The organism is Halorhodospira halophila (assembly GCF_016653405.1).
GTDB lineage: Bacteria > Pseudomonadota > Gammaproteobacteria > Nitrococcales > Halorhodospiraceae > Halorhodospira > Halorhodospira halophila_A.
Genome location: NZ_NHSN01000016.1, coordinates 176,900 through 188,664, shown reverse-complemented (window position 1 = coordinate 188,664; position 11,765 = coordinate 176,900). Strand labels below are relative to the sequence as shown.

The following is an 11,765-nucleotide window of genomic DNA, read 5'->3' as shown; positions in this document are numbered from 1 at the left end:
CAGATACCCCGCTGCTCGCCGTACGCTCTCCGGGTGTTACTGCACCTGGAAACGGCGCCGCACCCCCCTCATGATGTGGAAGATCAGCGGCCAGATGGTGGCGCCGATCAGGATCGCTGCCCAGGCTTGCCAGTCCGGGGCTGGTCGGCCGATGATGCCGTTGATCCAGAAGATCACCAGCTGGGCGATGAGCAGTAGCCCGAGCACCACCACCGCCTGTTGCCAGATGGGCACCAGGCGCAGGTGCTGGTGCAGGCGCAGGGCCAGGAAGGCGATCAGTGCAAAAGCCAGCGCGTGCTGGCCCAGCAGGGTCCCCAGCAGGGCGTCCTGGAATAGACCGGCGAGCCACCCCACGCCCACCCCGACCCGCTCAGGCAGCGCCAGACTCCAGTAGAGCAGGATCAGCGCCGTCCACTCCGGGCGGAACTCCTGCGCCCAGCCCGGCATGGGTACGATGGTCAGCATCAGGGCGATGATGAAGCTGAGCAGGATCACCCCGCCCCCATTGCGTGGCCGATGACCCGTCAAGACTCGTCCTCGCTCTTGTCGTCGGCGGCCCCGGCGTCGTCCTCGGCGCCGGGCGTATCCGGGTCGTCGGCCACGGAGACCAGCAGCAGCTTGCGGCTGCGGTCGAGTTCCGCGGCCGGCCGGGCGGTCACCCGCGCGAAGGGCTCGCCGGCCTCCACCTCCACCGAGGTGACCTCGGCGACCGGGTAGCCGCGTGGGAAGGCGCCGCCAAGCCCGGAGGCGGTGAGCAGATCACCCTCGCGGATGTCGGCGTTGCCCGGCACGTTGGCCAGCTCCAGTCGCTGCGGGTCGCCGCTGCCCAGAGCCACGGTGCGCAGCCCGTTGCGATGGTTCTCCACCGGGATGGCGTGGCTTGGGTCGGAGATCAGCCGCACGCTGGCCGAGCGGGGTCCGACCCGGTCCACCTGGCCCATGACCCCGTTGGCATCCAGGACCGGCTGGCCGACGAACACCCCCTGACTGGCACCGCGGTCGATCTCGACCAGGTGGGTGTGGGGGTCGAGCTCGACGCGCATCAGCTCGGCGATGGCCACCTCGGTCTCGAGCCGTTCCGAGGAGCCGAGCAGCTCGCGCAGGCGCTCGTTCTCCCGCTCCAGGGCCTGCATGCGCTGGAGCCGCTCCTGGTACGCCAGGTGCCGGTCGCGCAGCTGGCGGTTTTCCTCCATGATCTGATGGCGTGTGGCCAGCCGCTCGGAGACCCGTTCCGCGATGGAGAAGGGGGCGTCGACGACGAACCGCAGCGGATACACCACCCCGGAGACGGTCTCGCGGACCGGCTCGACGAGGTGCTCGCGGTGGTCCAGGCTCATGAGCAGGATCGAGACCGTGGCCAGCAGCACCAGGCGCACGGTGGCCGACGGACCCTGTGTGAATAACGGCTTAATGGTTCACCGAGCCTCGCAGCGTCAGCTTGCGGAGCCTGCCAGTCTAACGCAGGCCCCACCCGGGTTTGCAGCTGCGGTGGTTCGTCTATTCGCTGACGAACAGATCGGCGCCCCGTTCGTCCATGAGCTCCAGGGCCCGGCCACCGCCACGGGCGACACAGGTCAGCGGCTCGTCGGCGACGACCACCGGCAGCCCGGTCTCCTCCATGATCAGCCGGTCGAGGTTGCGCAGCAGCGCACCGCCGCCAGTGATCACGATACCGCGCTCGGCCACGTCGGCGCCGAGTTCCGGCGGCGTCTGTTCCAGAGCGGTCTTGAGCGCCGAGACGATCCCGGACAGCGGCTCCTGGAGCGCCTCGAGGATCTCATTGGAGTTCAGGGTGAAGCTGCGCGGCACGCCCTGCGCCAGGTTGCGGCCGCGGACCTCGATCTCGTTGACCTCGGTATCGGGGAAAGCGGTACCGATCTCCTGTTTGATGCGCTCGGCGGTGGCTTCTCCGATGAGGATCCCGTAGTTGCGACGGACGTAGTTGACGATGGCTTCGTCGAAGCGATCGCCGCCGAGGCGGACCGAGGCGGAGTAGACGATGCCGTTGAGCGAGAGCACCGCGACCTCCGAGGTGCCTCCGCCGACATCGAGCACCATCGAGCCGCTGGCCTCGTCGACGGGCATATTGGCGCCGATGGCCGCCGCCATCGGTTCCTCGATCAGGTGCACCTCGCGGGCCCCGGCGCCGGCTGCCGACTCGCGGATGGCGCGCCGCTCGACCTGGGTCGAGCCGCACGGCACGCAGACGAGCACCCGCGGGCTGGGCTTGAAGAAGCGGGCCTCATGCACTTTCTTGATAAAGTGCTGGAGCATCTTCTCGGTCACCGTGAAGTCGGCGATGACGCCGTCCTTCAGGGGGCGGATGGCGCGGATCGTCCCCGGGGTGCGGCCGAGCATGCGCTTGGCCTCGGCGCCCACTGCGGCGATGCGCTTGCTGCCGCCGTCGCGATCCTGCTGGATGGCGACCACCGACGGCTCGCTCAGGACGATGCCCTGACCGCGCAGGTAGATCAGCGTGTTGGCCGTGCCAAGATCGATGGATAGATCGTTGGAGAAGAGTCCGCGGATACCCTTAAACATGCCCAGCGTTCCTAAGGTCGAAGGTGGCTCAATCTAGCAGTGCCCCGGGGTTTGGGCAAGCTCGGGGCTATGGTAGGTTTTACGGCTGCTATCGCGCCAGTTATGGGGAGAAAGGCTCTATGGCCATCGAGGCAGATGAGGTGCAGCAGATCGCGCACCTGGCCCGCATCCGGATCGACGACGGGGCGGTTTCCGGGTACGCCCGCGACCTGACGGGGATCCTGGAGTTCGTCGAGCAGATGGCAAGCGTCGATACCGAGGGCGTCGAGCCTATGGCCCACCCTTGGGATGCCACGCAGCGCCTGCGCCCGGACGAGGTCACCGAGCCCAACCTGCGCGATCACTATCAGTCCGGGGCGCCAGCCGTCGAGGCCGGCCTGTACCTCGTCCCCCGCGTCGTCGAGTAACGGAAGCCGAACACCCATGCACCAGAAGACCGTTGCCGAGATCTCCGCGGCGTTGCACGCCGGAGAAGTCTCCAGCCGTGAACTCACCGATGCCCTGCTCAAGCGCATCGAGACGTACGACCCCGGGCTCAACAGCCTGATCACCGTCACCGCCGAGCAGGCCCGAGCTGCCGCGGACGCCGCCGACGCCCGGCTGCGCGCCGGCGAGGCCGGGCCACTGACCGGCGTGCCGCTGGTCCACAAGGACATCTTCTGTACCGACGGGGTGGCGACCACCTGCGGCTCGCGCATGCTTGAGCCGTTTCGTGCGCCGTACGACGCCACCGTGGTGCGGCGTCTGGCCGAGGCCGGCGTGGTCATGCTCGGCAAAGCCAACATGGACGAGTTCGCCATGGGGTCGTCCAACGAGACCAGCTACTTCGGTCCGGTGCGCAACCCCTGGGACCTGGACGCGGTCCCCGGCGGCTCCTCCGGCGGCTCGGCCGCCGCTGTGGCGGCGCGCCTGGCCCCGGCTGCCACGGGGACCGACACCGGCGGCTCGATCCGGCAGCCGGCGGCACTCTCCGGGATCTGCGGACTCAAGCCCACCTACGGCCGCGTTTCGCGCTACGGCATGGTGGCCTTCGCCTCCAGCCTCGATCAGGCCGGGCCGTTCGCACGCACTGCCGAGGACCTGGCGCTGCTGCTTGGTCCGATGGCCGGCCTGGACGAGCGCGACTCGACCAGCGTCGACCATGTGGTGCCCGACTACAGCGAGTCGCTCAACCGCTCAATCAAGGGGCTGCGCATCGGCGTACCGCGGGAGTTCTTCGGCGAGGGGCTCGATCCCGACGTCCGCTCCCGGGTCGAGGCCTCCCTGCAGGTGCTTGAGGGCGAGGGCGCCGAACTCGTCGAGGTGCAGCTGCCCAACATGGAGCTGGCCCTGCCGGCCTACTACGTCATCGCGCCGGCCGAGGCCTCGTCCAACCTGGCGCGCTTTGACGGCGTGCGTTTCGGCCACCGTTGCGCTGACCCGCAGGATCTGGAGGATCTCTACAAGCGCAGCCGTGCCGAGGGCTTCGGCGACGAGGTCCAGCGCCGCATTCTGGTTGGCACCTACGCGCTGTCCGCCGGCTATTACGACGCCTACTACCGCAAGGCGCAGCAGATCCGCCGCCTGGTGGCGGACGACTTCCGCCAGGCGCTGGAGCAGGTCGACGTGCTGGCCGGCCCCACCTCGCCGACCCCGGCCTTCGATCTGGGCGAGCGCGCCGATGACCCGGTGCAGATGTATCTCTCCGACATCTACACCCTCGGGGTGAACCTCGCCGGCCTGCCCGGCCTGTCGGTCCCCGCCGGCTTCTCGCGCGGCCGGCCCGTGGGGCTGCAGCTGATCGGCGGCTACTTCGACGAAGCCCGGCTGCTGAACGTCGGGCACAAGTACCAACAGGTTACGGACTGGCACAAGCAGGTCCCTGAAGGGTTCGAGTAGATGCGGGGCGACCCCGGATACCCTGGAACCAACGCCCGCGTCCGCTCGACGCGCCCAAAGCCTACGGAGCGACCGCACCCATGAAGTGGGAAACCGTCATCGGTCTCGAGATCCACGCGCAGCTCGCGACCCGCACCAAGATCTTCTCCGGCGCGCCGACCGCCTACGGCGCCGAGCCGAACACCCAGGCCTGTCCGGTGGACCTCGGCATGCCCGGGGTGCTGCCAGTGCTCAACCGCGAGGTGGTGCGCATGGCCATCAAGTTCGGCCTGGCCGTCGGGGCGCGCATCGCGCCGCGGTCGGTCTTTGCGCGCAAGAACTACTTCTACCCCGATCTGCCCAAGGGTTATCAGATCTCGCAGTACGACCTGCCCATCGTCGAGGGTGGTCAGCTGGACATCGAACTCGAGGACGGCGTCGGCAAGCGCATCGGCATCACCCGTGCCCACCTCGAGGAGGATGCCGGCAAGTCCCTGCATGAGGATTTCCACGGCATGACCGGGGTGGATCTCAACCGCGCGGGGACGCCGCTGATGGAGATCGTCTCGGAACCGGATCTGCGCTCGCCGGCCGAGGCCGCCGCCTACATGAAGAAGCTCCACGCCCTGGTGCGCTACCTGGAGATCTGCGACGGCAACATGCAGGAAGGCTCCTTCCGCTGCGACGCCAACGTCTCGGTGCGTCCGGCCGGGCAGCAAGCCTTCGGCACCCGCGCCGAACTCAAGAACCTCAACTCCTTCCGCTTCGTCGAGCGGGCCCTCGAGTACGAAGTCGAGCGGCAGATCGATCTGCTCGAGTCCGGCGGTGAAGTCGTCCAGGAAACCCGCCTCTACGACGTCGACAAGGGCGTCACCCGCTCCATGCGCACCAAGGAGGAGGCCAACGACTACCGCTACTTCCCGGAGCCGGACCTGCTCCCCGTGGAGGTGGACTCGGCGCTGGTCGAAGAGGTGCGCGAGACCCTGCCCGAACTGCCGGACGAGAAGCGCCGGCGCTTCGAGGAGGAGTACGGCCTGCCGGCCTACGACGCCGGCGTGCTGACCGCCACCCGGGACATGGCCGATTACTTCGAGCACGCGGTCAGCGAGTCCGGCGGCTTCGCCAAGCGCACTGCCAACCTGCTGATGAGCGAGCTGCTCGCCTACCTCAACAAGGATGGTCGGGAGATCGGCGACTCGCCGGTCACCCCGGAGATGCTCGGCAAGCTGGTGGCCCGGGTCGAGGACGAGACCCTCTCGAGCCGTGGCGCCAAGGATGTCTTCGAGGCCATGTGGGCCGGCGAGGGCGAGCCGGACGAGGTGATCGAGAGTAAGGGCCTCAAGCAGGTCACCGACACCTCGGCCATCGAGGCCCTAGTCGACGAGGCCATCGCCAACAACCCGAAGCAGCTCGAGCAGTACCGTGCGGGCAAGGAGAAGCTCTTCGGCTTCTTCGTCGGGCAGGTCATGAAGGCCTCCGGCGGCAAGGCCAACCCGCAGCAGGTCAACGAGCTACTCAAGAGAAAGCTGGACGGATCGTGAGCGACGCCAGTCAACGCTTCATCTTCGAGAACGCGGACGTACGCGGCGAGATCGTGCAGCTGGATCAGGTGTTCGCCGCCGTTCGTGAGCACCACGACTACCCGCCGGCGGTGGCGCGTCTACTCGGCGAAGCCATGGCTGCGGCGGCGCTGATGTGTGCCACCATCCGCTCCGACGGTGTGCTCAGCCTCCAGGTCGAGGGGGGCGAGGGCGCGGCGGTGTCCATGCTGCTGGCCCAGGTGGACGCCTCCGACGGGACCCTCCGCGGAACCGCCCGTTACGAGGGCGAACCCGCCCGCGGCGGCCTCGCCGAGCTGTGCGCCGGCGGCCGCCTGGCCATCACCATCGAGCCGGAGGAGGGACAGCGCTATCAGGGCGTAGTCGGCATCGATGACGGTGGTCTGGCGGCCACGCTGGAAGCCTACTTCCGGGATTCCGAGCAGCTGCCCACCCGCTTGCACCTGGCCTGCGACGGCCGGCGGGCCGGTGGGCTGCTGCACCAGCGGCTGCCCGCCAGTGGCGGCACGCAGCCCACCGAGGCGGATCCCGACGCCTGGGATCGCATCGGCTACCTGGCCGAGACGCTGACCGATCGCGAGCTGCTCGAGCGGCCGGCGCACGACGTCCTGCACCGGCTTTTCCATCAGGAGACCGTGCGCGTCTTCGAGCCGCGCACGCTCGCCTTCCGGTGTCGCTGCTCGGCCGGCCGCATCGCCTCCATCCTCCGCGGTCTCGGCCGCGAGGAGGTCGAGCAGGTGCTCGCCGAGGAGGGTGTGGTCGAGGTGCGCTGCCAGTTCTGCGGCGCCACCTACAGCTACGACCGGGTCGATGTGGCGCAGGTGCTCAGCGACGCCAACGCTGCCCCGGGCAGCGATAGCTACCACTGACTGGGGTCTACGCCGCGTCGGCGCAGACCGGGCAGTGGGGGTCGGCGTTCACGGTCAGTGTGCGCAGGCGCATGCGCAGGGCGTCGATCAGCAGCAGGCGGCCGAAGAGGGGGTCGCCGGCGCCGGAGAGGATCTTGATCGCCTCCACCGCCTCGAGGGTCCCTGCCACGCCGGGCAGGGGGCCGAGCACCCCGCTTTCGCTGCAGGTCAGCTGCGGTTCATCCCCTTCGGCGTAGATGCAGCGGTAGCAGGGTCGTCCGCCGGGGCGGAAGGCGGTGACCTGCAACTCCCAACGGATCACCGCGGCACTGACCAGCGGCCGCTGTGCCGCCACGCAGGCGGCGTTGAGGGCGAAGCGGGTGGCGAAGTTGTCGGTGGCGTCGATGACCACGTCGGCAGCGGCCACCTCAGCGCTCAGGCGCCCGCCCTCGAGGTGCTCCTGCAGCGGCGAGAGGGTGATCTCCGGGTTGCGAGCGGCGACGGCCCGCGCCGCTGAGGTCGCTTTGGGCTGGCCGATGGCGTCGTGGCGGTGGGCGATCTGGCGCTGCAGGTTGGACAGGTCCACGGTGTCGTCATCGGCGATGCGCAGTTCGCCCACCCCGGCGGCCCCGAGGTAGAGGGCCAGCGGCGAGCCCAGCCCGCCGGCGCCCACGATCAGCGCCCGGCTGCCGGCCAGGCGCTGCTGCCCGGCAATATCGAGCTCCGGCAGCATGATCTGCCGGCTGTAGCGCAGCAGCTGCTCGTCGTTCACGGTCGTCTCCCCAGCGTCAGTCGCTCGAGTCCGGCCAGGTCGCGCTCGGTGCGCACCTGTTCCAGCCCGGCGGCGGCGAACAGCCCGCGCACGGCCTCGCCCTGGGCAGCGCCGTGCTCGAGCATCAGCCAGCCGCCCCGGGCCAGCTCTCCGGCAGCCGGTGCAAGCAGGCTGCGGATAGCTGCCAGCCCGTCGCAGCCGGCGGCCAGCGCCTCGCGCGGCTCGTGCCCGAGGCCGCCGTTGGTCCACTCCGGAGCGGTGGTCTCGACGTAAGGTGGGTTGCTGGCGATGACCTGGAAGGGGCCGGCCGGCACCCCCTCGTCCCAGTCACCGGCGATCAGCTCCACGCTCGTCAGTCCCAGGCGTTGCCGGTTCTCCCGCGCCACGGCCAGGGCAGCCTCGCTGCGCTCGGTGGCGGTGATCCGGGCGTCGGGGCGTTCGCTGGCCACCGCCAGGGCGACGGCGCCGCTGCCGGTGCCCAGCTCGAGCAGGCTGCCCCCGGCGGGCAGGCAAGCCAGGGCCTGCTCGACCAGGTGTTCGGTCTCGGGGCGGGGCACAAGGACTGCCGGGGTCACCGTCAGCGACAGGTCGCGGAACTCGCAGCGGCGCAGCAGGTAGGCCGCGGGCTCACCGGCGGCCCGACGGGTGAGCAGGTTCCGGTAGGCATCGATGGTCGCGGTGGGGACCGGGCGCTCGGGGAAGGCGAACAGGTGGCTGCGGCCGACACCGAGGACCTCGGCGAGAAGCAGCTCGGCATCAAGCCGCGCCGACGCGCTCGACGCCCGCAGCGCATCGATGCCCTCGCGCAGCGCCTGGCCGATGCTCCGCCCTGCCTCGCTCACCGGCCCTCCCGCAGGGGTCTCGCCGCTCAGCCGCGCCCGGCGGTGGCGCCCGGGATGCTGCGCTCTTCGAGCATCACCGGGATGCCGTCATCCACCCGGTAGATACGGCTGCCGTTGTCGGTGATCAGGCCCTCGTCCAGTGGCGCGTCCACCACCGTGTCGTCCAGGTAGCGGGCCTGTCCCTCGGCGATGTGGCGATTGAGCGCCTCCAGCTCCTGCGCCGAGAGCGGCTGCAGGGGGCGCTTGGTGATCGGGCAGCAGAGGATGTCGAGTAGTTTGCGATCCATGGACGGGAGTATACCACTCTCAAGGTTCCTGCTGGCCTGCCGTTGGAACAGGGTGAGGCCTATGGCAAACGAGCAGCGGGGAGAGTGCAATGCCGGGATGGTGTGGCGATGTGTCCGGTGCCTGGCTCGAGGCCCCCGAGAGCATCCCGGGTGTGCCAGAGGAGACCGAGCGGCGCTGTTCCTTCTGCGGGCACGATGAGCAGGTCGCCGGGCCGCTGATCGGCGGCGAGGCGGCGTTTATCTGCGAGCACTGCATCGCCAGCTGCAACGAAGCGCTGGAGGCCGATCGCGAGCGCCGGCAGCAGCGGATCCTCGCCTCCCTGCCGGTGCCCCGGTCGCTGCGCCGCTATCTGGATCACTACGTCGTCGGTCAGGAGCAGGCCAAGAAGGTCCTCTCGGTCGCCGTCTACAACCACTACAAACGCCTGGTCGCTGCCGCCCGCGGCGAGTCGGTGCAGCTGGGCAAGAGCAACATCCTGCTTGTCGGCCCCAGCGGCACCGGCAAGAGCCACCTGGCCGAGTGCCTGGCGCGCTGCGTCGAGGTCCCCTTCGTGAGCGTTGACGCCACCACGCTGACCGCCTCCGGCTACGCCGGCGAGGATGTCGAAGCGGTGATCGGGCGGCTGCTCGCGGCCTGTGACGCCGATCCGGAGCGGGCTGCGCGGGGCATTGTCTACATCGACGAGATCGACAAGCTCGCCGCCCGGGGTGGGGTCGAAGGCGGACCCGATTTGGCCGGCGAGGGGGCGCAGCAGGCGTTGCTCAAGCTGCTCGAAGGGCGCCGGGTGACGGTCTCCAGCGCCGGGTGCCAGGGCAGCCCGGTTACCGTCGATACCGGCCAGATCCTGTTCATCTGCGGCGGCGCCTTCGAGGGCCTGGAGGCCCTCGCCGCCGAGCGCCCGGGTGCGGGTTTCACCGCTGCCGCCACTGGCCCGGCGGCGCCCATGGCCCATCGCGCCGCTGCGCTGCAGCGTTTCGGCCTGGTCCCCGAGCTGGTTGGTCGCCTGCCGGTGGTCGAGTGCCTGCAGCCGCTATCCACCGAGCACTTAATCCGTATCCTGACCGAGCCGCGCAACGCCCTAATCCGTCAATACCAGCTCCTGTTCGCCCGCGACGGCTGTGAGCTCGAGATCACCGCCGACGGCCTTGAGGCGGTGGCGCGGCGGGCGCAGGCGCGGGGCACCGGGGCCCGCGCCCTGCGTGCAGTGCTCGAGGAGGTGCTCCTCGAGCCGATGTTCTCCGTCCCCGCTGCCGGCGGCGAGGTGGTGCGGCTGGTCATCGACGCCGCCGCCGTGCACGGCGGTTCGCCCGGCTACTACTGGCGGGCCGCGGTGCGGCACGCGGTCTAAAGCTCCTTGATGGTCTGAGTCAAGCGCGATTACTATTGATCGGCTAGCCATTCACCACCCGCCGGCGGGCGGGGCGACTCGAGACCGACATGCAAGAGAGCGATAACGTCAACGACGTCAACGTAGCCAACGGTGAGCGTCTTCCGACTCCGGCTGAGATCAAGGCCGAGGTCCCGCTGACGGATGCCGCCCGGCAGACCGTGCTGGAGGGGCGTCAGGCCCTGCGGGATATCCTCGATGGCAAGGATCAGCGCGTGTTCGCCGTGGTCGGGCCGTGCTCCATCCACGACCCCGAGGCGGCGCTCGACTATGCGCGGCGGCTCAAGGCGCTGCACGATGAGCTCAGCGACCACATCTACGTGGTCATGCGGGTGTATTTCGAGAAGCCGCGTACCACCACGGGCTGGAAGGGCCTGATCAACGATCCGGATATGGACGACTCGTTCCGGATTGACAAGGGTCTGCGCATGGGGCGCGAGCTGCTGCGCGAGATCGCCGCCATGGGGTTGCCCACGGCCACCGAGGCCCTCGACCCCTACGCGCCGCAGTATTACGGCGATCTGGTCTCTTGGACCGCCATCGGCGCCCGCACCACGGAGTCCCAGACCCACCGCGAGCTGGCCAGCGGCCTCTCCACTCCGGTGGGGTTCAAGAACGCCACCGACGGCAGCCAGACGGTGGCGATCAACGCCCTGCAATCGGCAGCGTCGCCCCACAGCTTCCTGGGCATCGATCAGGAGGGGCGCATCACGGTCATCCGGACGCGCGGCAACCAGTACGGCCATGTCGTGCTGCGCGGCGGCTCGCAGCCGAACTACGACTCGGTGAGCATCCGCCTTTGCGAGCAGGCTCTGGAGAAGGCCGGCATGCCGCAGCGCGTGGTGGTCGACTGCAGCCACTCCAATTCCAACAAGGACCCGGCGCTGCAGTCGATGGTCCTCGAGGATGTCATCCGTCAGATCCGCGAGGGCAACCGCTCGATCGTCGGGGTGATGCTCGAGAGCAATATCGGATGGGGCAGCCAGAAGCTCGGTGCCGACCCGGGCACGCTGGACTACGGGGTGTCCATCACCGATGCTTGCATCGACTGGGAGACCACCGAACAGGTCCTCCGGGAGGCCGCAGGGCAGCTGCGCGGCAGCCTGCGCGAGCGCGCACTGCTGTAGTTGACTCTGCGCAAATGCTGATGTATTTCTCTCGGGCTAGTGCTCTGGCGAGCACAGCCCGAGCGCTTCGCTGAGGGCGGCGAGGGCCGCAAAGGGAGGAGGACGCGGTATGGCTCCGACGAGACACGCGATGCCGGTCAAGGGCTTTGAGCCGTATCAGGCCGGCGAGACCGAAGAGTACATGAGCGACGAGCAGCTGGAGCACTTCCGACAGCTGCTTCTGGCGTGGAAGCGCGAACTCCAGGAGGAGGTGGAGCGCACCGTTCACCACATGCGCGACGACGCCAACAACCACGCCGACCCGTCGGACCGGGCGACCCAGGAGGAAGAGTTTGCCCTGGAGCTGCGGGCCCGGGACCGGGAGCGCAAGCTGATCCGCAAGATCGATCAGGCGCTGGAGAGCATCCGCACGGGCGACTACGGCTACTGCGAGCAGTGCGGGGTCGAGATCGGCCTGCGTCGGCTTGAGGCGCGCCCGACAGCGACCATGTGCATCGACTGCAAGTCGCTGGAGGAGATCCGCGAGCGCCAGCGCGTGGCCTAG

The 11,765-nt window shown here is 69.2% G+C and carries 13 protein-coding genes; 7 read left to right on the top strand and 6 right to left on the bottom strand.

The features are described 5' to 3' along the window. Positions 1-36: 36 nt before the first annotated feature. The 3 genes from mreD to CCR79_RS05910 form a co-directional block, all read right to left on the bottom strand. The gene (gene mreD, locus CCR79_RS05920) at positions 37-495 is read right to left on the bottom strand and encodes a rod shape-determining protein MreD (protein WP_345941482.1); all 459 of its coding nucleotides are present in this window, start codon (positions 493-495) and stop codon (positions 37-39) included. 29 nt (positions 496-524) lie between these two features. Continuing rightward, on the bottom strand, positions 525-1,412 hold the full coding sequence (mreC, locus tag CCR79_RS05915; RefSeq protein WP_201169837.1) for a rod shape-determining protein MreC: 888 nt from the start codon (positions 1,410-1,412) through the stop codon (positions 525-527). Positions 1,413-1,497: 85 nt separating this feature from the next. Then, the gene (locus tag CCR79_RS05910; RefSeq protein ID WP_201169784.1) at positions 1,498-2,541 is read right to left on the bottom strand and encodes a rod shape-determining protein; all 1,044 of its coding nucleotides are present in this window, start codon (positions 2,539-2,541) and stop codon (positions 1,498-1,500) included. Between the two features lie 119 nt (positions 2,542-2,660). Between CCR79_RS05910 and gatC the strand changes: the two genes are divergently transcribed. The 4 genes from gatC to CCR79_RS05890 all read left to right on the top strand — a co-directional run bounded on the left by gatC (position 2,661) and on the right by CCR79_RS05890 (position 6,826). Next, a complete protein-coding gene (gene gatC, locus CCR79_RS05905; RefSeq protein ID WP_201169782.1) occupies positions 2,661-2,948 on the top strand; it encodes an Asp-tRNA(Asn)/Glu-tRNA(Gln) amidotransferase subunit GatC in 288 nt (95 codons plus the stop codon). A 16-nt stretch (positions 2,949-2,964) separates the two neighbouring features. Further along, positions 2,965-4,419, top strand: a complete 1,455-nt coding sequence (gene gatA / locus CCR79_RS05900) for an Asp-tRNA(Asn)/Glu-tRNA(Gln) amidotransferase subunit GatA (protein WP_201169780.1) — start codon at positions 2,965-2,967, stop codon at positions 4,417-4,419. 80 nt (positions 4,420-4,499) lie between these two features. Beyond that, positions 4,500-5,939 carry an Asp-tRNA(Asn)/Glu-tRNA(Gln) amidotransferase subunit GatB gene (gene gatB, locus CCR79_RS05895; RefSeq protein WP_201169779.1) on the top strand — a complete coding sequence of 480 codons (1,440 nt, stop codon included), beginning with the start codon at positions 4,500-4,502 and terminating at the stop codon, positions 5,937-5,939. Continuing rightward, complete coding sequence (locus CCR79_RS05890) at positions 5,936-6,826, top strand: Hsp33 family molecular chaperone HslO (protein ID WP_201169778.1); 891 nt, start codon at positions 5,936-5,938, stop codon at positions 6,824-6,826. Before gatB ends, CCR79_RS05890 begins: the two co-directional genes overlap by 4 nt. Positions 6,827-6,833: 7 nt before the next feature. Here the strand turns inward: CCR79_RS05890 and CCR79_RS05885 are convergent, their stop codons facing one another. The 3 genes from CCR79_RS05885 to CCR79_RS05875 are packed head-to-tail and all read right to left on the bottom strand — an operon-like array spanning position 6,834 to position 8,706. Next, the gene (locus CCR79_RS05885; RefSeq protein ID WP_201169776.1) at positions 6,834-7,577 is read right to left on the bottom strand and encodes a molybdopterin-synthase adenylyltransferase MoeB; all 744 of its coding nucleotides are present in this window, start codon (positions 7,575-7,577) and stop codon (positions 6,834-6,836) included. Beyond that, positions 7,574-8,419, bottom strand: coding sequence for a peptide chain release factor N(5)-glutamine methyltransferase (prmC, locus tag CCR79_RS05880; protein ID WP_201169775.1), 846 nt, complete (start codon positions 8,417-8,419; stop codon positions 7,574-7,576). Before prmC ends, CCR79_RS05885 begins: the two co-directional genes overlap by 4 nt. 26 nt (positions 8,420-8,445) lie before the next feature. Continuing rightward, the gene (locus CCR79_RS05875) at positions 8,446-8,706 is read right to left on the bottom strand and encodes a Trm112 family protein (protein WP_201169773.1); all 261 of its coding nucleotides are present in this window, start codon (positions 8,704-8,706) and stop codon (positions 8,446-8,448) included. Between the two features lie 89 nt (positions 8,707-8,795). Between CCR79_RS05875 and clpX the strand changes: the two genes are divergently transcribed. The 3 genes from clpX (at position 8,796) to dksA (ending at position 11,765) form a co-directional block, all read left to right on the top strand. Continuing rightward, complete coding sequence (gene clpX / locus CCR79_RS05870) at positions 8,796-10,055, top strand: ATP-dependent Clp protease ATP-binding subunit ClpX (RefSeq protein WP_201169771.1); 1,260 nt, start codon at positions 8,796-8,798, stop codon at positions 10,053-10,055. Between the two features lie 89 nt (positions 10,056-10,144). Next, the gene (locus tag CCR79_RS05865) at positions 10,145-11,221 is read left to right on the top strand and encodes a 3-deoxy-7-phosphoheptulonate synthase (protein WP_201169768.1); all 1,077 of its coding nucleotides are present in this window, start codon (positions 10,145-10,147) and stop codon (positions 11,219-11,221) included. Between the two features lie 109 nt (positions 11,222-11,330). Continuing rightward, positions 11,331-11,765 carry an RNA polymerase-binding protein DksA gene (dksA, locus tag CCR79_RS05860; RefSeq protein ID WP_201169766.1) on the top strand — a complete coding sequence of 145 codons (435 nt, stop codon included), beginning with the start codon at positions 11,331-11,333 and terminating at the stop codon, positions 11,763-11,765.

Coding starts and splice junctions, on each gene's coding strand:
- CCR79_RS05910 (WP_201169784.1), bottom strand. CDS start 2,541: ATGTTTAAGGGTATCCGCGGACTCTTCTCCAACGATCTATCCATCGAT.
- gatC (WP_201169782.1), top strand. CDS start 2,661: ATGGCCATCGAGGCAGATGAGGTGCAGCAGATCGCGCACCTGGCCCGC.
- gatA (WP_201169780.1), top strand. CDS start 2,965: ATGCACCAGAAGACCGTTGCCGAGATCTCCGCGGCGTTGCACGCCGGA.
- gatB (WP_201169779.1), top strand. CDS start 4,500: ATGAAGTGGGAAACCGTCATCGGTCTCGAGATCCACGCGCAGCTCGCG.
- CCR79_RS05875 (WP_201169773.1), bottom strand. CDS start 8,706: ATGGATCGCAAACTACTCGACATCCTCTGCTGCCCGATCACCAAGCGC.
- clpX (WP_201169771.1), top strand. CDS start 8,796: ATGCCGGGATGGTGTGGCGATGTGTCCGGTGCCTGGCTCGAGGCCCCC.
- CCR79_RS05865 (WP_201169768.1), top strand. CDS start 10,145: ATGCAAGAGAGCGATAACGTCAACGACGTCAACGTAGCCAACGGTGAG.
- dksA (WP_201169766.1), top strand. CDS start 11,331: ATGGCTCCGACGAGACACGCGATGCCGGTCAAGGGCTTTGAGCCGTAT.